This is a genomic window from Antribacter gilvus, from assembly GCF_003946865.1.
Taxonomy (GTDB): Bacteria; Actinomycetota; Actinomycetes; order Actinomycetales; family Cellulomonadaceae; genus Antribacter; species Antribacter gilvus.
Window position 1 is genome coordinate 172416 of record NZ_QXTH01000001.1, and the last position, 25146, is coordinate 197561.

Annotated in this window: 22 protein-coding genes; 8 read left to right on the plus strand and 14 right to left on the minus strand. The window is 73.6% G+C overall.

Features of this window, described 5'->3' with window-relative positions; all coding sequences use genetic code 11:
- Positions 1 to 28: 28 nt before the first annotated feature.
- From D1350_RS00705 to D1350_RS00715, 3 genes are read right to left on the minus strand one after another with little or no spacing between them, the layout of a single operon-like run.
- Positions 29 to 997, minus strand: a complete 969-nt coding sequence (locus D1350_RS00705) for a MaoC/PaaZ C-terminal domain-containing protein (protein WP_125772890.1) — start codon at positions 995 to 997, stop codon at positions 29 to 31.
- An 11-nt stretch (positions 998 to 1008) separates the two neighbouring features.
- Positions 1009 to 2355, minus strand: a complete 1347-nt coding sequence (locus D1350_RS00710; RefSeq protein ID WP_125772892.1) for a 3-oxoacyl-ACP reductase — start codon at positions 2353 to 2355, stop codon at positions 1009 to 1011.
- A gap of 47 nt (positions 2356 to 2402) precedes the next feature.
- Complete coding sequence (locus tag D1350_RS00715; protein WP_125772894.1) at positions 2403 to 3725, minus strand: acetyl-CoA C-acetyltransferase; 1323 nt, start codon at positions 3723 to 3725, stop codon at positions 2403 to 2405.
- Between the two features lie 134 nt (positions 3726 to 3859).
- Here D1350_RS00715 and D1350_RS00720 point away from each other — a divergent pair, with 134 nt between their 5' ends.
- A complete protein-coding gene (locus tag D1350_RS00720) occupies positions 3860 to 4591 on the plus strand; it encodes a TetR/AcrR family transcriptional regulator (RefSeq protein ID WP_125772896.1) in 732 nt (243 codons plus the stop codon).
- On the plus strand, positions 4588 to 6714 hold the full coding sequence (locus D1350_RS00725) for an acyl-CoA dehydrogenase family protein (protein ID WP_125772898.1): 2127 nt from the start codon (positions 4588 to 4590) through the stop codon (positions 6712 to 6714). The genes D1350_RS00720 and D1350_RS00725 overlap by 4 nt, the downstream gene beginning before the upstream one ends.
- A 59-nt stretch (positions 6715 to 6773) precedes the next feature.
- On the opposite strand, the gene D1350_RS00730 is transcribed toward D1350_RS00725, so the two are convergent.
- Complete coding sequence (locus D1350_RS00730) at positions 6774 to 7076, minus strand: hypothetical protein (protein WP_125772900.1); 303 nt, start codon at positions 7074 to 7076, stop codon at positions 6774 to 6776.
- A 217-nt stretch (positions 7077 to 7293) separates the two neighbouring features.
- Positions 7294 to 8115 (minus strand): DUF2599 domain-containing protein, encoded by an 822-nt coding sequence (locus D1350_RS24005; protein WP_206074373.1) that lies wholly within the window; start codon positions 8113 to 8115, stop codon positions 7294 to 7296.
- A 52-nt stretch (positions 8116 to 8167) separates the two neighbouring features.
- On the opposite strand from D1350_RS24005, the gene D1350_RS00740 reads away from it, so the two are divergent.
- Positions 8168 to 8971: a 13E12 repeat family protein gene (locus D1350_RS00740; protein ID WP_125772902.1), complete on the plus strand. Its 804-nt coding sequence runs from the start codon at positions 8168 to 8170 to the stop codon at positions 8969 to 8971.
- On the opposite strand, the gene D1350_RS00745 is transcribed toward D1350_RS00740, so the two are convergent.
- The 5 genes from D1350_RS00745 to D1350_RS00765 all read right to left on the minus strand — a co-directional run bounded on the left by D1350_RS00745 (position 8884) and on the right by D1350_RS00765 (position 15121).
- Positions 8884 to 9813 (minus strand): hypothetical protein, encoded by a 930-nt coding sequence (locus D1350_RS00745; protein ID WP_125772904.1) that lies wholly within the window; start codon positions 9811 to 9813, stop codon positions 8884 to 8886. The genes D1350_RS00740 and D1350_RS00745 overlap by 88 nt on opposite strands.
- A 238-nt stretch (positions 9814 to 10051) precedes the next feature.
- A complete protein-coding gene (locus D1350_RS00750; RefSeq protein ID WP_125772906.1) occupies positions 10052 to 12739 on the minus strand; it encodes a hypothetical protein in 2688 nt (895 codons plus the stop codon).
- Positions 12740 to 12744: 5 nt separating this feature from the next.
- Positions 12745 to 13788, minus strand: coding sequence for a hypothetical protein (locus tag D1350_RS24010; RefSeq protein ID WP_206074374.1), 1044 nt, complete (start codon positions 13786 to 13788; stop codon positions 12745 to 12747).
- Positions 13781 to 14308, minus strand: coding sequence for an RNA polymerase sigma factor (locus tag D1350_RS00760; RefSeq protein ID WP_164544978.1), 528 nt, complete (start codon positions 14306 to 14308; stop codon positions 13781 to 13783). Before D1350_RS00760 ends, D1350_RS24010 begins: the two co-directional genes overlap by 8 nt.
- 126 nt (positions 14309 to 14434) lie before the next feature.
- Positions 14435 to 15121, minus strand: a complete 687-nt coding sequence (locus D1350_RS00765; RefSeq protein ID WP_164544979.1) for an LmeA family phospholipid-binding protein — start codon at positions 15119 to 15121, stop codon at positions 14435 to 14437.
- Between the two features lie 253 nt (positions 15122 to 15374).
- Between D1350_RS00765 and D1350_RS00770 the strand changes: the two genes are divergently transcribed.
- The gene (locus tag D1350_RS00770) at positions 15375 to 17150 is read left to right on the plus strand and encodes an HNH endonuclease (RefSeq protein WP_125772912.1); all 1776 of its coding nucleotides are present in this window, start codon (positions 15375 to 15377) and stop codon (positions 17148 to 17150) included.
- A gap of 73 nt (positions 17151 to 17223) precedes the next feature.
- Here the strand turns inward: D1350_RS00770 and D1350_RS00775 are convergent, their stop codons facing one another.
- The gene (locus D1350_RS00775) at positions 17224 to 18207 is read right to left on the minus strand and encodes an EamA family transporter (protein WP_125772914.1); all 984 of its coding nucleotides are present in this window, start codon (positions 18205 to 18207) and stop codon (positions 17224 to 17226) included.
- 99 nt (positions 18208 to 18306) lie between these two features.
- Positions 18307 to 18717 carry a nitroreductase family deazaflavin-dependent oxidoreductase gene (locus tag D1350_RS00780; protein WP_125772916.1) on the minus strand — a complete coding sequence of 137 codons (411 nt, stop codon included), beginning with the start codon at positions 18715 to 18717 and terminating at the stop codon, positions 18307 to 18309.
- A gap of 147 nt (positions 18718 to 18864) precedes the next feature.
- On the opposite strand from D1350_RS00780, the gene purL reads away from it, so the two are divergent.
- Both purL and D1350_RS00790 read left to right on the plus strand, forming a co-directional pair.
- Positions 18865 to 21189 carry a phosphoribosylformylglycinamidine synthase subunit PurL gene (gene purL / locus D1350_RS00785; protein WP_125772918.1) on the plus strand — a complete coding sequence of 775 codons (2325 nt, stop codon included), beginning with the start codon at positions 18865 to 18867 and terminating at the stop codon, positions 21187 to 21189.
- 150 nt (positions 21190 to 21339) lie between these two features.
- Positions 21340 to 21870 (plus strand): hypothetical protein, encoded by a 531-nt coding sequence (locus D1350_RS00790; RefSeq protein ID WP_125772920.1) that lies wholly within the window; start codon positions 21340 to 21342, stop codon positions 21868 to 21870.
- 28 nt (positions 21871 to 21898) lie between these two features.
- Here the strand turns inward: D1350_RS00790 and D1350_RS00795 are convergent, their stop codons facing one another.
- Complete coding sequence (locus D1350_RS00795; protein ID WP_125772922.1) at positions 21899 to 22678, minus strand: hypothetical protein; 780 nt, start codon at positions 22676 to 22678, stop codon at positions 21899 to 21901.
- Between the two features lie 10 nt (positions 22679 to 22688).
- On the minus strand, positions 22689 to 23213 hold the full coding sequence (locus D1350_RS00800; protein WP_164544980.1) for an RNA polymerase sigma factor: 525 nt from the start codon (positions 23211 to 23213) through the stop codon (positions 22689 to 22691).
- A gap of 140 nt (positions 23214 to 23353) precedes the next feature.
- On the opposite strand from D1350_RS00800, the gene D1350_RS23515 reads away from it, so the two are divergent.
- Complete coding sequence (locus tag D1350_RS23515; RefSeq protein WP_164544981.1) at positions 23354 to 24115, plus strand: hypothetical protein; 762 nt, start codon at positions 23354 to 23356, stop codon at positions 24113 to 24115.
- Between the two features lie 52 nt (positions 24116 to 24167).
- The gene (locus tag D1350_RS00805) at positions 24168 to 25133 is read left to right on the plus strand and encodes an endonuclease/exonuclease/phosphatase family protein (RefSeq protein ID WP_125772926.1); all 966 of its coding nucleotides are present in this window, start codon (positions 24168 to 24170) and stop codon (positions 25131 to 25133) included.
- Positions 25134 to 25146: the final 13 nt, after the last annotated feature.

A 25146-nucleotide genomic window follows, 5' to 3' on the forward strand; every position in this document is an offset into this window, starting at 1 on the left:
CCCCGCCTCGCAGGCGGGGTGGGGCGGGTCAGGCCAGCGGTGCGACCGTGCCCGTGAAGTGGCGGGTGCCCTTGCCCGAGCGCCAGCCGTCGTACACGTAGCCGCCGCCGGGCCCGGGCCTGCCGCCGTCGCGGCGGATCGCCACGTCGACGGTCCCCGGCAGCAGCACCGGCTTGAAGAACTCCACCGTCCACTCGTACGTCTCGCCGCGGCGGGCGGGGCCCACCTCGGCCAGGGCGCGCGCCGACGTGTACATGCCGTGCGCGATGGCCCGCGGGAAGCCGAACGCCTTGGCGCTCAACGCGGACAGGTGGATGGGGTTCCGGTCGCCCGACACCGCCCCGTAGGCGCGGCCCGTGCCACCCCCGAGCGACCAGCGGCCTGTGGGGAGCGGCGGAGACCAGTCGTCCCGGGACTCGGAGGCGGCGGGTTCAGCGGCGGTGCCCGCCGCGGCCGGGGCGCGGAAGCCCTTCGCGAGGTACGTCGACACGCCGCGCCACGCGAGCCCGGGCCCGTCCGGTCCCTCGACCGACACCTCGGCCACCAGGTCCACCTGCACGCCCCGGCGGTGCGGGCGCACGTCCTCGGCCCAGGCCCGTACCTCGAGCGTGTCCCCGACCCGCACCGGCCGGGTGACCCGCACGTGGTTGCGCAGGTGCACCATGCCGAGCAGCGGCAGCGGGAAGTCGCCCCGCACCATGACGGCCGTCGCGAGCGGGAAGGCCAGCACGTGCAGGAACCCGGCAGGCAGCACGTCCGACGACGGCTCCCCCACCACGCGGCAGTAGGCGTCCAGGTGCGCCGACGTGGCCGTGTCCCCGGTGGCGATGCCGGTCACCCGGTAGGCCACCGTGGGCAGCGTGATCGCCCCTGTGCCGGGGCGCTTCGTGAGCGATCCGGCCGCACCCTTGGCGTAGAGCGACCCCAGGCCGGGCAGCCCCGGCAGGTCCACCACGGCGTACGACGCCGGAGTGCCCGGCCCGGTCCTCTGCGTCACGTCTCCCGTCCTCACTTGCCCATGATGGCCTGGCCGCAGACGCGCAGCACCTGCCCGTTCACGCCCTGGGCCGGCGGGGAGACGAGGAACGCGATGGCCTCGGCGACGTCGACCGGAAGACCGCCCTGCTGGAGGGACGGCGTGCGGCGCCCCATCTCGCGGGTCAGGGCCGGGATGGACCGGGTCATGTCCGTCTCGATGAAGCCCGGGGCGATCGCGTTGGCGGTGCCGCCCAGCTCGGCGACGAGCGGCGCGGTGGCTGCCGTGTGGCCGATCACGCCGGACTTCGAGTACGAGTAGTTGGTCTGGCCCTTGTTGCCCGCGATGCCGCTGGTCGAGGCGAGCGACACGATGCGCAGGCCCGTGGTGCCGGCGGCGAGCAGCTGCTCGTTGATCGTGAGCTGCGACGTCAGGTTGACGGCGACGACGGCGTCCCACTGCGCCGGCTTCATGTTGGCGAGCAGCTTGTCGCGCAGGATGCCCGCGTTGTGGACCACGATGTCGAGCCCGCCGTGCTTGGCCGCGGCCTCGAGCATCCTGGCGCCGGCGTCGGCGGTGGTCACGTCGAGCTGGAGGGCGGTGCCCTTGATCTCGTTCGCCACCGCGGCCAGGGACTCCCCGGCCGCCGGGACGTCGACGACGATGACCTTGGCCCCGTCGCGGGCGAGGGTGCGGGCGATCGCCGCACCGATGCCCCGGGCGGCGCCCGTGACGACGGCCGTCCTCCCGGCCAGCGGGTGCTCCCAGTCGACGTCGCCGAGCGGGCCGGAGGGGCCGACGGGCAGCACCTGGCCGTCCACGTAGGCGGACTTGGCGGACAGGAAGAAGCGGAGCGTGGCGAGCACGGACGCCGACTCGACTGTGGTGTCGCCCGTCAGCTGCACCGCGTTGGCGGTGGCGCCCCCGCGCAGCTCCTTGCCGACCGAGCGCGTGAAGCCCTCGAACCCGGCGCGGGCGGCTGCGACCGCCGGGGAGCCGCCGGACTCCGGGGCACGGGACAGGACGACCACGCGACCGTTGCCCGCGAGGGACCGCAGGGTGCCGCCGAGGGCGAGGACCGCCTCGGAGACGGCGGCGGGAGCCTCGGCGGCAGTGCCGACCAGCACGACCGCGCCCCACCGCACGTCGCCCGCGTTCTCGGACGTGCGGCGCACGTCGAGGTCCCAGGCGAGCAGCGCCTTGGCGACGCTGTCGGCGTCGGCGGCCGAGGCGCCGTCGGACAGCACCAGGACGGGACCCACGGTGAGGGGGGCGCCCGCCTGGTAGCGGCGCAGGAGCGCGGGCCGCGGCAGCCCCAGCTTCTTGGCGAGGGCCTTGGTCAGGCCGCTGTTGACGGCCTCGGTGTACTTGTCAGCCACGATGTCGTCGGGCTCCTTCCGGATTCGGGGTGCGCGGGGGCTCAGGCTCAGGCGGACTCGATCAGCGCGGTGGCGCCGAGGCCACCAGCGGCGCAGACCGAGATCAGGGCCCGGGCGGGACGACCGGTCTCCGCGGCCTTGGCCGCGACGAGCTTCGCGGCCGTCGCGATGATGCGGCCGCCGGTGGCGGCGAACGGGTGGCCCGCCGCGAGCGACGACCCGTTGACGTTGAGGCGCGACCGGTCGACGGTGCCGAAGGCCTCGTCCAGGCCGAGCTCCGTGCGGCAGTACTCCTTGTCCTCCCATGCGGCGAGCGTGGTGAGGACCGTCGAGGCGAACGCCTCGTGGATCTCGAAGAAGTCGATGTCCTCGAGCGTGAGGCCGTTGCGGCCCAGCAGGCGCGGGACCGCGTGGACGGGGGCCATCAGGAGGCCCTCGTGACCGTGGACGAAGTCGACGGCTGCCGTCTCGGCGTCGACGAACCGCGCGAGGACCGGCAGGTCCCGCTCGGCGGCCCACTCGCGCGAGGCGAAGAGCACGGCCGACGCGCCGTCGGTCAGCGGGGTCGAGTTGCCGGCTGTCATGGTCGCGGGCTCCGGCAGGCGGGTGCCGAACACCGGCTTGAGCGTCGCGAGCTTCTCGAGCGAGGTGTCGGCGCGGAGGTTGTCGTCGCGGGTGAGGCCCTTGAAGGGCGTCACGAGGTCGTCGAAGAAGCCCGAGTCCCAGGCGGCGGCGAGGTTGCGGTGGCTGTTGAAGGCCACCTCGTCCTGCGCCTCGCGGCTCACGCCCCACTTCGCGGTGGTGATGGCCTGGTGCTCGCCCATCGACAGCCCGGTGCGGGGCTCGCTCGTGCTCGGGCTCGCGGGCGCGAGGTCCTTCGGACGCAGCGTGAGGAACGACTGGACGCGGGCGCCGGTGGTCTTGGCGTGGTTGGCGGCCAGCAGCGCGAGGCGCAGCTTCTCGCCGACGGCGATCGGCGCGTCCGACACGGTGTCCGTGCCGCCCGCGACCGCCGACTCGATCTGGCCGAGGCGGATCTTGTTGGTCACCGCGATCGCGGCCTCGAGCCCGGTGGCGCAGGCCTGCTGCAGGTCGTAGGCCGGCGTCTGCGCTGACAGGGACGAGCCGAGCACGCACTCGCGGATCAGGTTGAAGTCGCGGCTGTGCTTGAGGACGGCACCACCGACGACCTCGCCGAGGCGCTCGCCCTGGAGGCCGAAGCGGGCCACGAGGCCCTCGAGGGCCGCGGTGAACATGTCCTGGTTGCTCGCGCGGACGTACTTCTTGCCTGCGCGGGAGAACGGGATCCGGTTGCCGCCGACGATCACGGCGTCGCGCGGGATGTCACGGGGGGCAGGTGTGGTGGCCACGTCGCTGTTTCCTTCTCACTCCGTCGGACAGGTTCCGGCAACGCCGGAGCGGGCCGCTTGTGCCCAGGACTCACAGTACCTGATACTCTCGGTCTCGTGAGACGGATCACAAGGCATGACGAGGAGGTCGTCCGATGAGCGTCAGCGTGGACGGCCGCTCGACCCGATGGGACGACCATCGCACGGCTCGGCGCGCCGAGCTGGTCCGAGCGGCGCGCAAGGCGGTGCACAAGCTCGGCCCCGCCGTGTCCATGGACGAGATCGCGGCGGCCGCGGGCACGTCCAAGTCCATCGTGTACCGGTACTTCGACGACAAGGCGGGCCTCCGGCTCGCGGTCGCCGAGGCGGTGGTGCGCCAGATGCACGACGCGCTGCGGGACGCGGCCCGCGCGGCGAGGACGCCCGAGGGTGCGCTGCGCGAGATGGTGCGGGTCTACCTCGAGATGATCGAGAGCTCGCCCAACGTCTACTGGTTCGTCACGCGGACCGCCATCGGCGGCAACGAGCCGTCGTCCCCGGTCGAGGTCGGCGCCGGTCGCCGCCGGGCCGCCGAGCAGGCGCTCGAGGCCACCGGCGTGTCGGTCGGCCCTGCGGACACCCCGCTGGGTGCCTACCTGGACTCCGTGATCGAGCTCGTCGCCGAGCCGTTCGCCCGCGCCACCGACGTCTCCTCCGCCGATGCGGCGGCGTGGGCCGCGGGCGCCGTCGGCTTCGTCCGCGGCGCCGGCGAGTGGTGGCTCGGCCACGACCTCGGCCTCGGCGGGCTCAGCCGCGAGGAGCTCACCGAGCGCGTCGCCCTCTGGCTCTGGACCGGGCCGGTGGGCGTGCTGCACAACCCCAACTCGAGAACCGAGGAGCACCGATGACCACCACCTCCGACCCTGTGGAGACCGCGGGGGCCACCGCCGCGCCGACGGCGAGCGACCGCGAGAAGGCGACCACGACGTCGTCGGGCAGCGGGCCGCGCGTGGACGTGCCCACCCTGGAGCACCACCTGCTCGGCCGCTGGAAGGAGGAGCGCGCCCAGGCGCGCCGTCTGGTGGCCGAGCACCCCGAGCTGTGGAAGCGCGAGGGGATCGCCAAGGAGGAGCACCGCGAGCTCACCCTCGCGCACATGAAGCAGCTCGCACCCCTCGGCCACGTGCACCTCGCCTTCCCGAAGCGCCTGGGTGGTGGCGACAACGCGGGCGCCAACCTCGTGGGCTTCGAGGAGATGGTGGCCGCCGACCCGTCGCTGCAGATCAAGGCGGGCGTGCAGTGGGGTCTCTTCGCCTCGGCGATCTTCCACCTGGGCACGCCGGAGCAGCAGGACCGCCTGCTGCCGGGGGCCATGGACCTGTCCGTGCCCGGCGCGTTCGCGATGACGGAGACGGGTCACGGCTCGGACGTGGCGTCGATCGGCACCACCGCGACGTACGACCCGGAGACCGAGGAGTTCGTCATCCACACCCCGTTCCGCGGGGCGTGGAAGGACTACCTGGGCAACGCCGCCGTGCACGCCACCGCGGCCACGGTGTTCGCGCAGCTCGTCACCAACGGCGTCAACCACGGCGTGCACTGCTTCTACGTGCCCGTCCGTGAGACCAACCCGGACGGCACGGCAGGCGCATTCCTGCCGGGCGTGGGCGGCGAGGACGACGGCCAGAAGGGCGGCCTCAACGGCATCGACAACGGCCGGCTGCACTTCGACCACGTCCGCGTGCCCCGCACGGACCTGCTCGCCCGCTACGGCCAGGTCGCTGCCGACGGTTCGTACACGTCGTCGATCGACAGCCCCGGCCGGCGCTTCTTCACGATGCTCGGTGCCCTCGTCCAGGGCCGCGTGTCGCTCGACGGCGCTGCGGTGGCCGCCTCCAAGATCGGCCTCGCCATCGCCGTGAAGTACGCGGCGGAGCGGCGCCAGTTCGCGCCGTCCGCGGGCGTGGAGGAGCTCACGCTCCTCGACTACGCGACGCACCGCCGTCGCCTCTTCCCGCGCATCGCCGAGACGTATGCGTCACACTTCGCGCACGACGGCCTGCTGGACCTCTTCCACACGGTCTTCTCCGGCGAGGAGGACACGCCCGCCACGCGCGAGGACCTGGAGACCACGGCCGCCGCCCTCAAGTCGGCCAGCACCTGGTTCGCGCTCGACACCCTGCAGGAGTGCCGTGAGGCGTGCGGCGGCGCCGGCTTCCTCACCGAGAACCGGTTCACGAGCCTGCGGTCGGACCTCGACGTCTACGTGACGTTCGAGGGCGACAACCACGTGCTGCTGCAGCTCGTGGCGAAGCGCCTCGTGGGCGAGTTCGGCAAGGAGATGGCGAGGGCCACGCGCAGCCCCGGCGGGATGGCGCGGTTCGTCGTGGACCAGGCCGTGGACGCGGCGCTGCACCGTACGCCGCTGGCGCGGGCCGCCCAGGTGCTCGCCGACGCCGGGGACGTGCGCCGCGCCGCGAACAACCTGCGCGACGAGGAGACGCAGCGCAAGCTGCTCGCCGACCGGGTCGCCACCATGGTGGAAGAGGTCGCGATGGGCCTCCGCCCGGCGTTGAAGGCCGACCCGGCCGTGGCGCAGGAGATCTTCGACAACCACCAGGTGCAGCTCATCGAGGCCGCCAAGGCGTACGCCGACCTGCTCCGCTGGGAGGCGTTCACCGACGCGCTGCCGAAGGTCCCCGACGCGGGCACGCGCGAGGTGCTGACGTGGCTGCGCGACATCTTCGGGCTCACGCTCGTGGAGCGGAACCTCGCCTGGTACCTGCTGCACGGACGCCTGTCGGCCACGCGCGCCCAGACCGTCACGAGCAGCATCGACCGGCTGCTGAAGAAGATCCGGCCGCACGTGGTCGACCTGGTGGACGCCTGGGGCTACGGCCCGGAGCACCTGCGCGCGCCCATCGCGTCCGGCGCCGAGAAGGCCCGGCAGGACGAGGCGCGCGACTACTACCGCGCGCTGCGTGCGAGCGGCAAGGAGCCGGTGCGCGAGAAGGCGATCCGGAAGGCCTGACGCGCCCGGCGGTCGGGAGGCCGGCTACCCCGTCCGGGTAGCCGGCCTCCCGCGTGCGGTCAGGCGGCGGAGGGCACCGCAGCCTGGGGGGCCGGCAGGCTCGTCGGCGCCCGTAGGGGCTCCGGTGCGGCCTCGGGCTCCGGCTCCTTCGCGGCGACCTCCCGCACGAGCGGACCGCTGAGCGTCACGGTCTCCGCTGTCTCTGTCGGTTCCGGGACGATGAACGCCACGGCCGTGGCGCCGCCCAGCGCCAGAAGGATCGCGAGGACGGCAAGGAGCGCCGGACCCAACGCGAGAGTGACGCCGACGAGCGCACCGCCGCTGACCGCGACAATCGCTCCGAGCACAAGAACACGGGTCATCGGGAGCCTCCCTGCCGAGGTGATCGCCGTGCCGTCTGTGAAGCATTCTGCTGCGGTGGCTCGGGGCAGCCCGCAGCGGTGCTCGAGCGTCCCGAAGGACGATCGAAGACGTCTGGGGTCCAGCGAGGATGGCCCCTGCCGGCCATCCACAACCAGGAAACCGCACCCCGGGCTGATCCGCACGCCGAGACGGTCCACAGGGCGGGTGAGTCCCGGATCAGGGGTTGCAGCGGGCCGCGAGGACGCTCATCAGCCCCACGTCGGGTCGCCAGGGCTCAAGGTTCCAGGTGGCCTTGTCGGGGGCGCCGATCGCGTGGCAGGTGAGCTGGTCCAGCATGGTCGTGCTCTGCGCCTCGGGCTCGGCCGCGCCCAGCTCGGCGGCGAGGAGCTCCACGCCGGCCTCGCCCGCGGTGCGGGCCCACGTCGTCGGCTCGACGGCCAGCGACCGCCCGCCCTCCCGGTCGCCCCAGGTAGCCGCAGCGAGGGCGGTGCCCGCCCCCGTGAGCACCACGCTGCCCGACGTCGCCCCGCCCTCCTCGGCGGACGCCGTCACCTCCGCGCGGCCCGGCTCGGGCACCGCCGTCCGGGTGGTCGCGAGGGAGTCGGGTGGCGCGATGCCCGCGACCGGCGTGCCTGCGTCGTCGAGCACGGTGAGGCTCCCGTCGGTGTGGGCGACCAGGCTGCCGGGCCCGCCGAGGCGGACGGACACCGGGAGGTCCGCGACGAGAGTCACGACGTCGGCGTCCGTGCCGGGCGGCGCCTCGAGCGTCGGCGCGCTGATCGTCAGGGTGGTCCCGCCGAGGAGCACCTGGTGCTCGACGACGGACGCTGCGGCGTCTGCCGACGCGGAAGGCGTGGCGCTCGGAGAAGGGTGGGCGGGCCGGGCCGTAGCGGCCGTAGCGGCCGGCGGGGCCGTAGCGGTCGGCGGGGCCGGCGGGGCCGGCGACTCGGTCCCGGTGCACGCGGCAAGGAGCAGGCAGCACGCGGCGGACGAGAGCAGCAGGGGCAGCGATCGGGCTGCCGTCCGGACGGATCTCACCGGACCATTGTCTGGGGTGGCACGCGTCGGTGGCGGTCGCTACAGTTCGAACATGCGTTCGAACAAGGCAATGGTGACTCGGGCCCGCACGGGCCATCCTGTTCCCGCGCTCGCCCATGCGGGTGCGGTGTCGGGGGTCGCGGCCGGTTTCGCGTCCCTCACCGAGGCGGTCGAGGCCGTGACGGCGATCGACTCCCTCCTCGCCTCCCTGGCGGCGTCGCGGGCGGTGCTCGTCGAGTCCGTCCGGGTGTGGGCGGACGAGCGTCCGGAGCTGTCCGGCCACGAAGAACCCGGGACCGGCAACCCTGCTCCGGGGGCGGGCGACGCCGCTGAGAGCGCCGCCGACGGCGTCGAGCCGGAGGACGCCATCCTGCCGCCCGTCCTCGTGGAGGCGCTCGCCGCGGCCCTGCGGATCCCGGAGGGCTCGGTGCTGGCGCTGGCCGAGGAGTCGCGCGCGCTCGTCCACGAGCACCCGCGCACGCTGGCGGCACTGCGGGGCGGTCGCATCACCTACGGCCACGCCCAGACGATCCTGGGCTATACCGACGGCCTCCACCGCACCGCGCGGACGGCGCTGGAGACGCGGCTGCTCAAGCGGTCGCAGTCGTGCACGGTGGCCGAGCTGAGCGTCGTCGCGCGGACGGAGCGTGAGCGTCGGCTGCCGCCGGCGCTGCCGCCGGCGCAGGAGGGGGAGCGACCGGTCCGGCGAGCGGCACGGCCGCCGCACCGGGTCGTTGCCCGCTCACGTGACGTGGGCCAGTGGCCCGCTCAGCGGCGCCGCCAGAGGTCGTCCCAGGCCGGGAGCGCACCCGTCTCCGCGACCGCGGGCTCGGAGGGCGCAGCCGGCGCGTCGTAGTAGCCGACCGGTGCCGGGACCGTCGCGTACGCGCCCGTGGCGGTGACGGCCGGAGCCTGGCCCGCCCAGCCGTCGTGCTGCGCGTACGGGTCCGCCGGGTACGTGGCGTACGGATCGGTCTCGTGCGCGGGAGCCCGGTGGCTCGCGTCGTCCTGCGCGGGCGGGATGGTGGCGTGCCGGCCGGTCGGCATCGCGGGATAGGCGCCGGCGGCGTAGGCGCCGTCCATCACGACGGGCTGGGACGACGTGCCGTAGGTGTCCGCCGGGGGCGCGTACCGCTCGTACTGCCGGGCGGGGTCGAGCGGGTGGGCGCCGCCGTAGCCGGTGCCGTCGGCGTAGCCGGTGCCCTCCTGCCAGGCCGAGGCCCAGGCGTCGGTGAGGTGGTCCACCGTGCCGGCACCGACGGCGTCGGGCACCGTGTGCCGGTTGCCCGCGCGGAGCTGCTCATGGAGCTGCCCGGCCCAGTTCATCGCGAGTGCGAAGCGCGCGGACACCACCGTGTCGATGGACATGTCACCGCCGGAGGCGGGGTGCGGATTGAAGGTGAACACCTCGTCGGCGGCGAGCCGGTGACCGCGGTGCGTGGCCTCCTGGACGAGATCGGCGAGCAGGAAGGTCGCCTGCCCTTCCGGGGTCTCGAGCTCGGCGTACATGTCGACGGCGGTGGACCATCTCAGCTCGAGCGTGCCCTCGACAGCGTCCAGGAACCACCAGCCCTCGAGCGACTCCAGGAACACGTCGCCGAAGCACGTGGTGAAACGTGGAGTCTTGCCGTTGATCCCCAGCCACCGCCATGAAGCAAGCCCGAACTCGAAGGACTCTCGCGAGAAAGTTCGGAGCATTTGCATGTGCGAATCAAACCACCTTGTGGTATGGATGTGAAACCCCCTGGTCAGAGGCGGTTTCGTGCGCTGAGGCGACCATTCCGAGGGCTATGGAAAACGTATCGATTCGCCGATTTACCCCGGTGTGTCCCACGCAACACCGTGGCGTGGGACACGGCACAGGCTACGGCGCGCGCCAAGGGACGCCCATGGCACCGTCAACCGCTGCGTCGCCTCCGAGGGCCTCGCCGTGCGGTCACGGGGCCAGCGCCAGGTGGACCCGCACCTCGATCTCGCCTGAAGCGTCCTGGGCCGTCACGTCCACGCCGTCGGGGGAGCGCAGGCTGTCGAGCGGTACCAGGGCGTCCACCACGGCCGGGCGCGAGTCCCCGGCGGGCGCCGACCAGGCAGGACACCGCTGGTAGCTCCGCGTCGGGTCGTACGTCGCGCCGCCGTCGCGCACGGTCACCTCCGCCTGGACGTGGACCAGGTCGGCGAGGTCGACCTCGCGGTGGTCGAGGAGCGCGACGCCGGTGGCTCCGGTGCAGTAGCCCTCGCGGTAGTCGTGGGGCATGAGCTGCACGCCGTCCACCTTCAGGGAGAACGGCTCGAGCAGCATCGTGGGCGTCTCCGGCCCGTCGACCCCGTCGCCCTGCCGGACGGTGACCGAGCCGCGGACCGTCGCCGGGAACCCGGGCGTGCGGAGCACCGCGTTCCAGTACCGGGGCGGACGCTGGTCGGTGCCGTACGCGGCGACGCGCCCCTCGTTGTCGGTCAAGGTCACCGCGACCTCGTAGGTCGTGCCGCTGCACACGTTCGCGAAGGTCAGGCGGGACGTGCCCTCGATCCGGCCCTCCAGGAGCGTCACCCGTCCCTCGCGGTCGCACTCGCCGAGGATCTCGGCGCGGTAGGCAGCGGGCCGGTCGGTCCGGAGGTCGACGGTGATCGCACCGGCCGCCGAGTCGAAGGCCGGGACCATCCGGGTGTCGAGCTGTGGCAGCTCCGCGAGGACGGGCGTGCCCACGTGCTGCACGAGCGGGCCCACCGCCCAGTCCTGCTGCCCGTTGGTGCTCCCGTGGACCCACTCGACCCGGATGAGCACCGAGCCGGCGGCGCGCGGGGTCGGCTCGTCGCAGCCTCCGAACGAGCTGCCGCAGATGGTGCCCCCGTCCCTCGGCCGCTCGAGGCTGAGCGTGTACCACTCGACCTCCGGCAGGCGGCAGCCGGCGTCGCAGCCGAACCCGGCGACGGGGAGCGCCGCCCGCGCGGTGTACGACCCGCCGTTGCCGTCCACCCGGGCCCACAGCACCGGCGTCTGGTTCAGGACGACGCCGGACGTGCCGTCAAGGTCGCTCTGGTCGCACAGGGACCCGCCGGTGGGCGCCTCGATCTCGAAGGTGCGCTGCTCGTACAGGCGGGGGTCCCGGGTGAGCTGCGCGCACCTGCCGGCGTTGCGGGTGCTCACGCCCACCCGCACCTGCTCGATGCCGTGCCCGGGATGCACCGTGGCCCGGTGCCAGGTGATGACGGGCAGCAGCCGGTCGGGGGTGGACAGCACCACGCTCTCCAGGGACGACGCGCGACCCTCGAAGGAGGCGCGCGACCGGTCCACCGCGGTGAGGCAGACCACCACCTGGGTCCCTTCCGAGGCGAGGAACGCCACCGACGTGCGCCGGTTGAACTCCAGGCCGAACCCGCCGCGCTGGAGGGTCTCGGCCGGAACCTCGACCGTGCTGGGCTCAGCCAGGCGGGCCAGCCGCGCCCGGGTGCCGCGGTCCTCGGGGTCGCAGTCGAGGGGGTCCTCGGGAGCGACCCGGTAGGCGACGAGCTCGGCCTGCTCGGCCGTCGTGTGCGCGAGCGACGCGAACACGACGTTCTGGCCGACCGTCAGCACCCGCGACGGCGGTCGTCCGAGCTCCGCGCCGGGCAGCACCAGGTCGTCGATCCGCAGCTGCTCGCCGGACTCCGTCGTGGCGACGGACTCCACCTCGTACACCACCCCGGGCTCCAGCCGGTCGAGGACCGTGCAGTGCTTGAGCACCGTGTACGGTCCGCCGCTCGGGTGCGGCGGGTCGGCCACGAAGCGGTCGCGCTCTTCCCCGCCCGTCCAGGTCAGGATCCGCCGGGCCTCGGTGGGCCGGCCCTCGGGCCAGTAGCTCACCCTCAGCTCGACGGGGAGGTTGGTGCCGACCGCGAACTGCACCCGGTCCGGCCCCGTCTCTCGCTCGGGGCACATCAGCCCCGCCGAGTCCGGCCCGCCCACCGGCGGACGCACCAGCGAGTAACCGGTCAGCGGGGGCAGGTCGGTGGAGGCGAGGACTGTCGATTGCACGCCGCCAGGACAGCCGGTCGCCTCGGCGCCGGTGGCGCAGGGGTCGCCGACCGGGTCGAGCGCGGAGACGCCTGCGACCGTCCCGGGGTCGGCCGCCTCGGCCAGGCCCGCCAAGGTCGCCAGCACCTCGGGTGCCAGGAACAGCCCTGGGCCCGACGGCGACCCGCTCGCCGCCGCGGTCGGGTCACCGCCGGCGGCGGGCGGCGCGGTGGGGTCGCCCGGCATTGACGGGTCTGCCGACGTGACGGCTGTCCCGGCGGGGTCCGCCGGGCCGGTCGTCGCGGCCGGGTCCGGCTCGGCGAAGTCGCCGCCCGGTGGCAGCGGCACATCGACGAAGCCGGTCACCTCGCTGGTGACGGGCTCCGGCACGTCGTCGCCCTCGGCGGGCGGGGGCGGTGCCTCCGGGCCCGTGGCGGCGGGTGCGAGCACCGGCACGGCCACGGTCTCGGTGCCCGACGACGCCGCGCCCGCCCAGGGCTCCGACGTCGCCTCGGGCGCGGGGTCGCCCCCGGCGAGGGCACCAGCCACGAACGCGCTGGTCACCGCCAGAGCGGCCACGCCGGCGACCCCGGCGACGCGCTGCAGGACAGGGCGGGAGAGGAGCTTCTTCATGGCGATCACACCAGACAGTTGACGAAGACGGTGACTTCTCGCGGTGCGCTCTGGTTGCCCGCCTGGTCGCGGGCCACCGCCGAGAACGTGACGTTGCCGTACGTTCCGGCGGGCATGGCGAGGTCGAAGCGCCACCCGCCCGCGGTCGCCCACATCTCGGTGGTTCCCGTCGTCGCTCCGGACCAGCTGAGCGACACGCCCCGGACGCCGACGGCGTCGCTCGCGGAGACGATCACCGTGCTCGTGCTGTCCGGCGAGTAGACGGGGCAGGTCGCCGGGTCGGCCGTCATCGCCGAGATCATCGGCGCCGTCGAGTCCCCCGGAGGAGGCGGAGGAGGCGGGGGCTGCGGGGCAGGCGGCGGCGGAGGCGCGGGCGTCGGCGGTCCGGGTGCGGGCGGGGGTGTCGGCGTCGGGCGGCCCGGCCGGGGTGTCGCCGTCGTCGACGGGGAAGGCGTCGGCGAGGGCGTGGCGTCCGGTGCTTCCGAAGGAGCCTCCGAGGGCACCGCCGAGGGCGAGGCGAGCGCCATGGCGGCCTCGGCGCAGCCCGCCACGGGCAGGTCCTCGATCGGGGACTCGTCCGCGTCGGCGGTCACGACGGACGCGGGCAACCACACGACCGACGCGCGGTCGTGCGGGCTGCGCACCGCCACGTGGGCGGAGTCCGCGCTCCGGGCCACGACGAGCACCCGCTCGCCCGCCTGGAGGTCCGCGGCGCCGGTCCGGCCGGGGCACAGCCCTGCGGAGACGCCGTGGTCCGGTACGAGGAGAGGCAGTCCGGTGGTGGTGCCGCCGTCGGACCCCACGGCCCCGAGCAGACCGCTCGCGCCCACGACCGACCCGGCCACGACCGCGACCAGCCCGGCGCCCAGCCAGGGCAGCAGGCTGCGGGGGCCGCCCCAGCCGGGGGCGGTCGACGACGCGGCGGCGGCGCCCGTGTCGCCCGCGGCGACGCGCTGCCGCACGGCGTCCGCGACCCCAGCGGGGTCGCCGTGCTGCGCGGTGCGCGCGAAGGACTCCCGCAGCAGGTCGTCCAGCGAGGTGTCAGCCACGGTGGTCCTCCTTCCGCAGCCGCGCCGCCAAGGCCTTCCTGGCCCGGAACAGCTGTGTCTTGACCGTCCCGGTGCTCACGCCCAGGCCCGCCGCGATCTGCTCCACCGGCTGGTCGAGCAGGTAGTGGAGCACGCAGACCTGGCGCTGCCGGTCGGGGAGCGCGGCGAGCGCGCGGGCCACGTCCACGTCGACGGCGTCGGACGCCCCCGTCACCGGGCCCACGGCCGTGGCGGCCTCGACCCGGGCGCCGATGCGGTGCAGGGCCCGCGACTCCGCGTCACGCGACCGCCGCAGGTCTCTGGCGCGGTTGCTGGCCACCACGGTGATCCACGCGGCGAGGTTCTCGACAGGCCTGGACGGCGGCTTCGCCAGGAAACCCACGAGGGCGTCCTGGACGGCGTCGGCCGCGTCCTGCGGGCTGCCGGTGATCAGACCGACCGCAGCGACGACCTTCGGGTACTCGCGCGCGACGAAGGCATCCAGGTCGACCTGGGCCTCTCCCGCCACGACTGTGCTCACATGGCCTCGACGTGTGAGGAGGCCCGTCAGGTTGACACGGCCTGGAGAGCCACATGATGGCGTGGGCGCTGGGGACTCGTCCCAGGGTGACGGGTGATTACGCGGGTGGACCTGAGGTCGCCGCCATCAGGAGGCGACGAGCTCCTCGAGCGCGACGTCGGTCCCGGTCACCGTGATGCGGACGGAGCCGTCGGCGACCTCGACCGCGTCCAGCGCGACGCCCTCGGGCAGCGTGAGCGAGACCTCGATGCCCGTGAGGAGGTCGGCGACCGCGCCGGGCAGGTCCTCGACCGGGCGGGGGCCGGAGCCTGTGTCGACGGAGACGACGTCGAGAGCGAGCGTGCCGGCGTCGGACACCCGGGGGCTGCCCGCGACCGCCAGCGGCAGCCCGAGGACGGTGCCCGACAGGACCAGGGTGTCGCCCTCCGTGCCGAGGTCGCCCGCGAGGCCGGACTGCTCCTGCAGCGCCTGCTCCAGATCGTCCACAGCGAGGAGGCCCGAGGCGGTCCCGGTCGCGACGGGGTAGGGCGGCGAGATGCCCACGCCGCGCGCGTCGATCGTGAGGTCGGTGATCGTGTAGCCGCCGAACGACGCAGTGCCGGCCGCGCCGGTCACGTGCGTCAGCTCGCCCTGTGCGACCTGGGTGAGGAACGGGAACCCGGTGATGTCGAGGCTCGCCCCCGTGACCTCGGCCTCCTGCTCGAAGGCCTGGACCGCGGCGCTCTCCGCGGTTCGCACAGCGACGCGGTCGCCCACCACCAGCACGGCGGCGAGTGCGACCAGCGTCACGAGCCATCCCAGAGCACGTCTCACGGGCGCCACCCTACGGGGTGTGGGTAGGCGTTCCCAGGGTGCGGCAGGGTCATAGAGGCCGCTGCCGCGGCCGACGTGTCGGCTCGACGGGGTGTGCGGGTTGGAGGCCGACGGCGGGGTTGTGGACGACGTGGTTGTCCACATCTTTGCAGGTCAGCGAGCGAAAAGAACGCTTGTTCGATAGGCTGTGAGGGTCGGGCAGGGGGCCCGGCGGGGCCGCTTCGCGGCCCGTTCCGGTCGCTGGGGGGTGGTCATGGTGGTGCTTTCGGCAACGAGGGTGTCCGACGGCGCACGCTCGGGCGCGGGTGGTCCCGGCACGCCGCTGGACGGCCTGGACGGCCTGGACGGGCCGGACGGGCTCGACGCGCTGGACGGGCTTGGTGGGGGTCCGGGGCTCGCGGCGGCCCTGGCCGCCCTGTGCGGCGCGGACACCGGCGGCACCGACACCGGCGACGCGGACGGTGGCGGCGCGGATCTGAGGCGCCTGGACGACGCGGGCCTGCTGGACGTCGCGGCGGGGTGGGCGCGGCTGATCGGTTGGGCCACGACTCGTCAGGCTGCGGTCGCGGGCGAGCTCGGTCGGCGGCGGGGCTGGTCGGTCCCCAAGGCCCAGGCTGCGGTGGAGCTCGGTGCCCGGCTCGGGGTGCCGACGTTCGAGGCGGACAAGGTCATGGCCCGCGGGGCGGGCCTGGCCCACCACCCGCAGGTCGCCGCGGCGTTGGCGGGTGGGCGGATCGACGTGGTCAAGGTGGACCTGCTCCTGACCGCGGGCAGCACGATGACCGTTGAGCAGCGGGTCGAGGCGATCGCCGAGGTCCTGCCGCAGGCCGGGGAACGGTCCCGGTCCTGGGTGCGGGACCAGATGCGGGCCCATGCCCGCCGTCACCTGACCCCGGCGCAGGTGGCCCGGGCCGAGCGGGACCGGCGGGCGGTGTACCTGGACCCGGTCGAGGGCGGCACGATGGCGTGGCTGTCCGCGCTGCTCCCGGCTGCCGACGCGGCTGCGGTGTGGGACACCCTGGACACCGCCGGACGGACCGTGAAGCGGGCGGGCAAGGATCGCACCCTGGCCCAGGCTCGCGCGGACGTCCTGACCGGCATCCTGACCGGGCGCCTCATCCTGCCCACCGACACCACCGACACCACCGACCCCGAGGCCACCGACCCCGAGGCCACCGAGGCTGTCGAGACGACCAAGCCCGCCGGCTCGGCGCCGACGTCCCAGCCGGGCCTGCCCATACCGGGTGTCCCGGCCCCTGAGCCCACTGAACCTGAGCCGGAGCCGGTGCCCGGGGAAGGTGTGCGGGTGACGGTCCTGCCGGTGCGTCCGGTCATCCGGGTCACGGTCGCGGCCTCGACCCTGCTCGGGCAGGACGACGAGCCCGGGTTCCTGGACGGGTACGGACCCATCGACGCGGACACCGCCGCCCTGCTCGCCGCCCCGGGCGACTCCGGCACGACCTGCGGAACGGGTGGGACGTGGCAGCGGCTGGTGACCGACCCGGTCACCGGCATCCTGACCGACCACTCCACCCACACTTACGTCCCGGGCCCGGTACTGCGCGCCGCGGTCCTGGCCCGGGACGGCAGCTGCCAGTTCCTGCAGTGCGACCGGCCCGGCACCACCGCCGACCTCGACCACCTCCAGACGTTCGACCACACCCTGGATCCCGCCACCCTCCCGCCCGGGACCCCGGGGCAGACCCGGGCAGCGAACCTGCAGCTCCTGTGCCGCCGGCATCACAACGCCAAGACCCACCACGGCTGGACCGCCCAGCGCGAACCCACGACCGGGACCACGACCTGGACCGCGCCGACCGGCCACACCTACACCCGCCCAGCCACCCAGCACGGCCCACGGACCCCCGGCACGGCGACCCCCGGCACAATCCCGGCAACCACAGGCCGCAAGCCCGCGACCCTGCGCGCCCACGACCGAGCACGCCTCACCGGACCACCCGTCAACAACCGCACCGGCCCCCAGGCTCCAGCCACATCGACAGCCGACCCAGGACAACCACCCTTCTAAGGCCGCTACCCGGCTTCCGCGTCGACACCCCCCGCGTCGACACCGCCCGCGTCGACACCGCCCGCGGGTCCACTCAGAGGCGAGCGTCCGCCTTCGGGACATCCGCCTGGGGGACCTCCGTGGGCGAGCGGTGTGTGGCCGGGGCGACCGGGGGCCGCCGTCGGGCGCCGAAGCGCAGCAGGCCCGACGTGACTGCCACGCCCAGCAGGAGCAGGAGGCCGCCTCCGGCCTCGGCGGCGTTGGGCACCTCGCCCTGCACCGCCCAGGCCGCGGCGATGCCCACCACCGGGACCAGCATGGTGAACGGGGCGACCGCCCCGGCGCGGTGCCGGGTGAGCAGCGTGTTCCAGATGCCGTAACCCACCAGGCTCGCGAGCCATGCCGTGTACAGCGTGGAGACGATGGCGGTGCCGCTCAGGTGCGTCAGGGAGTACCCGACGGCGCCCGGCCCGTCGAGCGCCAGCGCGAGCCCGAACATCGGGACGGGCACGACCAGAGCCGACCAGACGGTCATCGAGAGCCCCGACATGGGGTTCGGCGCCGCGCCTCCCGCGGGGGCCGCGGCCCCCAGCCGGCGCACGATCACGTTGCCCGTCGCCCACGAGGCCGCGGCGGCGATCGCCAGGAGGAGGGCCAGCGCCGGGGTGCTCGCGCTGCGACCGAGCCCCACGACGAGCAGGCCGATCGCGCCGATCACCACGCCGACGAGCTGCGGCGGCGTGGGTCGCTCGCGGAGCGCCACCGACGCGAACACGACGGTGAACGCCACCTGCGCCTGCAGCACCAGCGATGCGATGCCCGGCGGCAGCCCGAGGGCGATCGCCGTGTACAGGAGCGCGAACTGGCCCAGGCTGAGGAACGCCCCGACGAGCAGGACGTCGCGCAGCCGGGCCGTGGGCCGCGGCACGAGGAAGATCGCCGGCACCAGCACCACGACGAACCGGATCGCCACGAAGAGCGCCGGTGGCACGTCGGCCACGCCGTAGTCGATCGCGAGGAAGTTCAGGCCCCAGATGACGGTGACGAGCACGGCAAGGAGCGAGTGACGCAGGGGCATGTCGTCATCCTCCGTCGCGGGACCGTGAAGCGTCTATCGCGTATCACTGTCGGACCGTTCAGCGGCGCTGAACGGTCCTGCCGACAGCCGAGTGGCCCGTCAGGCCACGGGCCGGAGCCGGATCAGCGGGATGACGCGGTCGGTCCGCTTCTCGTAGTCGCCGAAGCCGGGCATCTCGCTGACGACCCGCTGCCAGACGACGGCCCGCTCGTCCGGGCCGAGCTCCTCGGCCTTGACCCGGAGGGTCCGGGTGCCGACCTCGACGTCGAGCTCCGGGTTCGCCACGAGGTTGTGGTACCAGGAGGGGTTGTCCGGGGCCCCGCCCTTGGAGGCGACGACGATCATCGCGCCGTCCGGCTCCGGGAAGTACACGACGGGGTGGACCCGCTCAAGCCCGCTCTTTGCCCCCACGGTGTGGAGCAGGATCATGTTCGCGCCCTCGAACGGTCCGCCGACGCGGCCCTCGTTCGCGCGGAACTCCTCGATGACCTTCGTGTTCCAGTCGCTCATGAACAGCGCAACCGTGTGGCGTGCGTGACGCATTCCCAGCCCGGGGGATCTGCCTGTGGACGGCCGCGCCGGGCCCAGGGAGGCGAAAGGTAGACTGGCGGCGCGCCGCAGTGCGCCGCCAATCCCACTCCGCACGCGAGGAACTACATGACCGCGCCCGCGTCCCAGGCCCCTTCTCGTCCGCAGCTCGACACGGTCGAGAACGCGGCCGCCCACCCCGACGAGGCCCAGCCGTTCGGCGAGCTGGGGCTCAAGCCGGACGAGTACCAGCGCATCAAGGACATCCTGGGGCGGCGCCCCACCGCCGCGGAGCTGGCGATGTACTCGGTGATGTGGTCCGAGCACTGCTCGTACAAGTCCTCGAAGGTGCACCTGCGCACGTTCGGCGAGCGCGTCACCGACGAGATGAAGGAGCACCTCCTCGTCGGGATCGGCGAGAACGCCGGCGTCGTCGACATCGGCGACGGCTGGGCCGTCACGTTCAAGGTCGAGTCGCACAACCACCCGTCGTTCGTGGAGCCGTACCAGGGTGCGGCGACCGGCGTGGGCGGCATCGTCCGCGACATCATCTCGATGGGCGCGCGTCCGGTCGCGATCATGGACCAGCTGCGCTTCGGCGACGTGAACCACCCCGACACGGCGCGCGTCGTGCACGGAGTGGTGTCCGGCGTCGGCGGCTACGGCAACTCGCTCGGCCTGCCGAACATCGGCGGTGAGCTCGTGTTCGACGCCTCCTACCAGGGCAACCCGCTCGTCAACGCGCTCTGCGTCGGGGTGCTCCGCCACGAGGACATCCACCTGGCCAACGCCTCCGGCATCGGCAACAAGGTGGTGCTCTTCGGCGCGCGCACGGGCGGCGACGGCATCGGCGGCGCCTCGATCCTCGCGTCCGAGACGTTCGAGGACGGCGTCCCCGCCAAGCGCCCGTCGGTACAGGTGGGCGACCCCTTCATGGAGAAGGTCCTCATCGAGTGCTGCCTCGAGCTGTACGCGGCCAAGGTCGTGGAGGGCATCCAGGACCTCGGGGCCGCCGGCATCTCGTGCGCCACCTCGGAGCTCGCCTCCAACGGTGACGGCGGCATGCACGTGGACCTCGACGACGTGCTCCTGCGCGACCCCACGCTCAACGCCGGCGAGATCCTCATGTCGGAGTCGCAGGAGCGCATGATGGCCGTCGTCCGGCCGGACAAGCTCGAGGAGTTCCTCGCGATCACGTCGCGGTGGGACGTCGAGACCGCCGTGATCGGCGAGGTCAACGACTCCGGCCGCCTGACGATCGACCACCACGGCCAGCGGATCGTGGACGTCGACCCCCGCACCGTGGCCCACGAGGGCCCCGTGTACCACCGGCCCTACGCGCGGCCCGCCTGGCAGGACGCGCTGAACGCCTCCGGGACGGTCGCCGCAGGGCTCGCCCGGCCGACGTCGGGCGGGGAGCTCCGGGAGACCGCGCTGACGCTGCTCGCCTCGCCGAACCTGGCGAGCAAGGCGTGGGTGACCAACCAGTACGACCGCTTCGTCCAGGGCAACACGGCCCTCGCCCAGCCCGACGACGGCGGCGTGATCCGCGTCGACGAGACCACAGGCCTCGGCGTGGCGCTCGCGACCGACGCCAACGGCCGCTACGGCAAGCTCGACCCGCGCACCGGCGCGGCGCTGGCGCTCGCTGAGGCGTACCGCAACGTCGCGACCGCCGGCGCGACGCCGCTCGCGGTGACGGACTGCCTCAACTTCGGCTCGCCCGAGGACCCCGACTCGATGTGGCAGCTCGTCGAGGCCATCGAGGGCCTTGCCGACGCCTGCAAGGAGCTGGGTGTGCCGGTCACCGGGGGCAACGTCTCCCTCTACAACGGCACGGGCGAGCCCGGCCAGGTGGACTCGTCGATCCACCCCACCCCCGTGGTGGGCGTGCTCGGCGTGCTCGACGACGTCCGCACCGCCGTGCCGTCCGGCTGGCGCGAGGCAGGCCTCTCGGTGCTGATCCTCGGCGTGACCCGTGACGAGCTCGACGGTTCCGCGTGGGCCGACGTCGTCCACCGCCACCTCGGCGGCCTGCCGCCGCGGGTGGACCTGGCTGCCGAGAAGGCTCTGGCCTCCGTGCTCGTCGGGGCGCGCAAGGCCGGCACCGTCACGGCCGCGCACGACCTGTCGGAGGGCGGCCTCGCCCAGGCGCTGCTGGAGTCCTCGCTGCGGTTCGGCACGGGCGTGTCGGTGTCGCTGGAGGGCCTGACCGCCCGCGACGGCGTCGACCCGTTCGTCGCGCTGTTCTCGGAGTCGACGGCCCGGGTGCTCGTCGCCGTGGCGCCGGAGTCCGAGGCCGCGCTCGTCGCGGCGGCCGAGGGTGCCGGCGTGCCGGTGCTGCGGCTCGGCGTGACCGGTGGGTCCGCCGTCGTGGTCGAGGGCGTCTTCGAGGTGCCGCTCGACGAGGCACGCGAGGCGTTCGAGGGAACGCTGCCGCGCATCTTCGGTTGAGGCTTCGGCAGCCCGTCGGATGAACTGTCGATCATCCGACGGGCTGCCGCGACCGGCGGCTCAGCCCTGGACGAGCGAGGAGAGCGTCGCGGAAGAGCGAGGTGGCGTCTCCTGGCAGGCGACCGCCTCGCCGCTCAGTACGCTCCCGGCATGACAGACGAAGCGGCCGGCCTGCAGCGCCGGATCCGGGCGTGGTTGATCGTGTTCATCGTGGGCCTGGCGCTCAGCGGCCTGACGGCGTTCCCCATGGTCACCGAGGTGCGGCTGCTCGACCAGATGGTCACGGCCTGGCGGGTGGACGAGTGGCTGCCACCCTTCGCCGAGTGGATCACCCGCGTCCGCGCCGGCTACGAGGTGGTGGCCGCCCAGCATCCGTTCATCCTCTACGGCACGGACTGGCTCGCGTTTGCGCACCTGGTCATCGCCGTCGCCTTCTGGGGTCCCTACCGCGATCCCGTGCGGAACGTGTGGGTGGTCCAGTTCGGTCTGATCGCCTGTGCGGGCGTGATCCCGCTCGCCGTGATCTGCGGTCCCATCCGCGGCATCCCCTGGGGCTGGACCCTCATCGACATGTCGTTCGGAGTCTTCGGGGCGATCCCCCTGTGGATCGTGCTGCGGATGATCCGCCGCCTGGAGGCGATGCTCCGCGAGGCGGTGGAGCCGGTGAGCCTCAGGGCATGAGCACGAGGCCGCGGGACGACAGCCGGCTCTAGGGAGTCTCGATCGTCGCAGTCCTCGTGCTGCCGTCCTGCAGCGTGGCCGTCGCCTCGCCGGTGAGGGACAGCTCCCCGGGAGCCCACACCGCCCACCACCCGTCGGACACCGAGGCCCGGGCCGTGGTCCCGTCGTCGAGCGCCACCTCGACGGCGACGACGTCGGCCCCGGCCCGGCCGAACGCCGACGTGAGCGCGCCCGCCCCCGCGTTGCCGGAGGTCCACGAGGTGGTCCCGTGGTGGAGGGTGAGGAGGCCGTCCGCTGCGGGCAGGACGGTGTCGAGTGGCTCCGGCGTCAGGCTGGCGTTCTGGACGACGTCCCAGGTACCCGCCGTCGTACCGACGGTGGCGAGGCACTCGCTCCAGACACCCTCCCCTGCCTGGACCACGTACGTGTAGTCGCCGCGCACCTCGGTGAGCACCGGCTGGACCGGGACCTCGACGGAGAGCTGCCCGGTGTCGTCCGGCCAGCGCGTCATCGGCTCGCACTCGGTCGCCAGGCCGACCGGAACGACCGACGACACCTGGGACGGGACGCGGGTCCACGTGGCGAACGCCGTCGGCGTGCTCCACGGCGAGGTGACCACCAGGGCGATCCCGGTGGCGACCGCGAGGGCGGCGGACACCAGGACCGGGCGTCCCGCACGCGTCCGCAGCGGGACCCGGCGCTCGGTGCGCAGGATGGCGGCGAGTTCCGGGTCGTTCGGGGAGCCAGGAGCACGCAGGGCGCGGGCGGGGTCGAGCTCGACCACTGCCTTCATCACGGGAGAGTGCACGGTCGTCTCCTCACGGCCTGCGGGACGGGGTCGGCTGGCGGGTGGCCAGGGCGTCGAGCACCTCGACGAGATGTCGGCGCGCCCGGGTGAGGCGCACGGAGAACGTGGAGGCACGCAGTCCGAGGACGCGGGCTGCCTGCTCGGTCGTCAGCCCGTCCCACGCGACGAGCGCGATGACCTCGCGCTCGCCCGCCGTGAGCCGCAGCCACGCCTGCTCGAGCTCGATCCGGTCGATCGCCGCTTCGTCCTCCGGCCGGGTCACCTCGACGGGCTGGCGCGCGATCCGCAGGCGCAGGGCGCGCCACCGCCCCTCGCTGCGGGACCGGGTCGCGATGACGTTGCGTGCGACGCCGAACAGCCACGGCCGGGCGTCCTCCGGCACGTCGTCCAGGCGCCGCCAGGCCACCAGGAACGTCTCGGAGACGACGTCGTCGACGAGCGCAGCATCGAGCCGTCGCGCGACGAACCGCGCGACGTCCTCGTGGTTCGCCACCCACAGCCGTGTCAGCCGATCGGCGGCATCGCCGTCGTCCACGACCGCCCTCCCTTGTTCTCCTGCCCGTACCTTGCCGCCAGGTGCGCCTGATCTACACCATGAATGTTTCTGTTTTCCGTGTTGTCTCGGTACTTTGGGTGCCACGCGCAGGGGGCTCGGATCGACCGGGAGGATGAACGATGGCGGGAAGACCGGTACTGCGCATCGCTGCTGCCCTCGTGGGTGCCTTCTGCCTCGTGGCAGCCACGACCTCGGCGGCAGCCACCGTGGCAACGACGCGAGGCCCTGCGAACGGCACAGCGTACTCGGCAGGAGTCCCTGAGCCGGGAAGCTCGGAGCGAGCCTGGAAGGCCTGGGCGGCCGCCGACCGGCGCGCTGCCGAGCGCACGGACTGGAAGGCTGAGGCGGCGTCGCGGGGCTGCGTGCTCACCGCGGTCGAGGTCGTCCAGGAGGTCGACCCCGCCTACAACCGAGCGATGGGGGCGCCCGCCGACCTGGTGACCACCCGGGTCGACTCCACGGAGGACTGCTCCGGCTCGCCCGCGATGGCGCAGGCGGAGGCACAGGCCGAGGCGGGCACGAGAGCGTCGGCCAGCGCCGATGCCGGCGTGCTCGCCGTCCCCGGGGGCTCGCGGTGCGCGACGACGTCCGGCCCCGGCACCATCTGCATCTCGAAGGGCAGCGGCAGGATCACGACGTCCTGGGCGTACCGCGGGTCCGGGAGCGTGTCCGGCTTCCTGCGCATCTACCTGATCAGCTCGGGGTCCTCCGGCTGCCCGACGGGCAGCACCTTCCACACCGGCCCCAGCTCCACGTGGAGCTCCGGGCAGACCCGGTCGACGTCGAAGACCCAGACCCAGAACGGCGCGTACTCCACGCACATCTGGAAGAAGGTCACCGTGGGCCACTCGGACTGGGGATCCACCTGCGGGGTGCTCTGACCGGGGCGGACTCGGTTCGGCCCTGACCACCAGTACCGATACGGTGACGCGGGTGAAGCCGCTGCGTCGCCTCGTCGTTGTCCTGCTCTGGCTCGTGGCTCTCCCGGTCCTGGGGTTGGCGGTGGTCCGTGCGTTGCCGCACGACGGCACGTTCCCCCTCGCCCAGGCCGTGGGCTTCGTCCCCTGGGCGGCGCTCGTGACCGTGCCGCTGATCGCGATCGCGCTCGCGGCGCGGCGCAGCTTTCTTGCCTTCCTCCTCATCGTGGCGGTGGGCTTCTTCGGCTTCTGGATGTCGGCGTTCTGGCTGCCCTCCACGTCAGCGGTGCCCGTCCTCGACCCGGACGACCCCGGCACGCTGCGGGTGATGACCGTCAACGCGCTCTACGGACGCGTCGACGCCGAAGCAGTGGTGGACGCGGTCCGCGACGAGAACGTCGAGGTGCTCGCGGTGCAGGAGCTCACGCCCGGACTGGTCGACGCCCTGTTCGACGCCGGCCTCGACGACGTCCTCCCGCACAGCACCACGCACCGCCTCGACGAGCCGGCGGCCGGCAGCGGCCTGTGGAGCGCCGTCGAGCTGCGCGACGTGGACGAGGGCCCGGACTCGGGCTTCGCGATGCCTTCCGCCCTGGTGGACGCCGGGGGCACCGACGTCCGGGTCACCGTGGTGCACCCGGTCCCGCCGCTCCTGAGCACCACCGGGCGGTGGCACGACGAGCTCGCGGTCCTCGCGGACCGGGTGCACGCGGACGGCACACCGCAGGTTCTCGCGGGCGACTTCAACGCAACCTTCGACCACCCGTCCTTCCGGGCGGTGCTGGGCGACCGGTTCCAGGACGCCAGCCGCGCGTGGGGAACCGGCACGGCCTTCACCTGGCCGGCGGACCGGCAGATCCCACCGGTCCTGGCGCTGGACCACGTCGTGGTCGAGAACGACATGCGGGTGTCCGACGTCGTCGCGGTCACCCTCCCGGGCACCGACCACCGGGCGGTCGTAGCCACGGTGGCGGTCCCCTGACTCGTCCGGATCG

What these genes read in the sequence shown, in the direction of transcription:
- D1350_RS00720 (WP_125772896.1), top strand. Translation starts at nt 3,860, where the DNA reads ATGAGCGTCAGCGTGGACGGCCGCTCGACCCGATGGGACGACCATCGC.
- D1350_RS00725 (WP_125772898.1), top strand. Translation starts at nt 4,588, where the DNA reads ATGACCACCACCTCCGACCCTGTGGAGACCGCGGGGGCCACCGCCGCG.
- D1350_RS00730 (WP_125772900.1), bottom strand. Translation starts at nt 7,076, where the DNA reads ATGACCCGTGTTCTTGTGCTCGGAGCGATTGTCGCGGTCAGCGGCGGT.
- D1350_RS00740 (WP_125772902.1), top strand. Translation starts at nt 8,168, where the DNA reads ATGCGTTCGAACAAGGCAATGGTGACTCGGGCCCGCACGGGCCATCCT.
- D1350_RS00745 (WP_125772904.1), bottom strand. Translation starts at nt 9,813, where the DNA reads ATGCTCCGAACTTTCTCGCGAGAGTCCTTCGAGTTCGGGCTTGCTTCA.
- D1350_RS00750 (WP_125772906.1), bottom strand. Translation starts at nt 12,739, where the DNA reads ATGAAGAAGCTCCTCTCCCGCCCTGTCCTGCAGCGCGTCGCCGGGGTC.
- D1350_RS00770 (WP_125772912.1), top strand. Translation starts at nt 15,375, where the DNA reads ATGGTGGTGCTTTCGGCAACGAGGGTGTCCGACGGCGCACGCTCGGGC.
- D1350_RS00775 (WP_125772914.1), bottom strand. Translation starts at nt 18,207, where the DNA reads ATGCCCCTGCGTCACTCGCTCCTTGCCGTGCTCGTCACCGTCATCTGG.
- D1350_RS00780 (WP_125772916.1), bottom strand. Translation starts at nt 18,717, where the DNA reads ATGAGCGACTGGAACACGAAGGTCATCGAGGAGTTCCGCGCGAACGAG.
- purL (WP_125772918.1), top strand. Translation starts at nt 18,865, where the DNA reads ATGACCGCGCCCGCGTCCCAGGCCCCTTCTCGTCCGCAGCTCGACACG.
- D1350_RS00790 (WP_125772920.1), top strand. Translation starts at nt 21,340, where the DNA reads ATGACAGACGAAGCGGCCGGCCTGCAGCGCCGGATCCGGGCGTGGTTG.
- D1350_RS23515 (WP_164544981.1), top strand. Translation starts at nt 23,354, where the DNA reads ATGGCGGGAAGACCGGTACTGCGCATCGCTGCTGCCCTCGTGGGTGCC.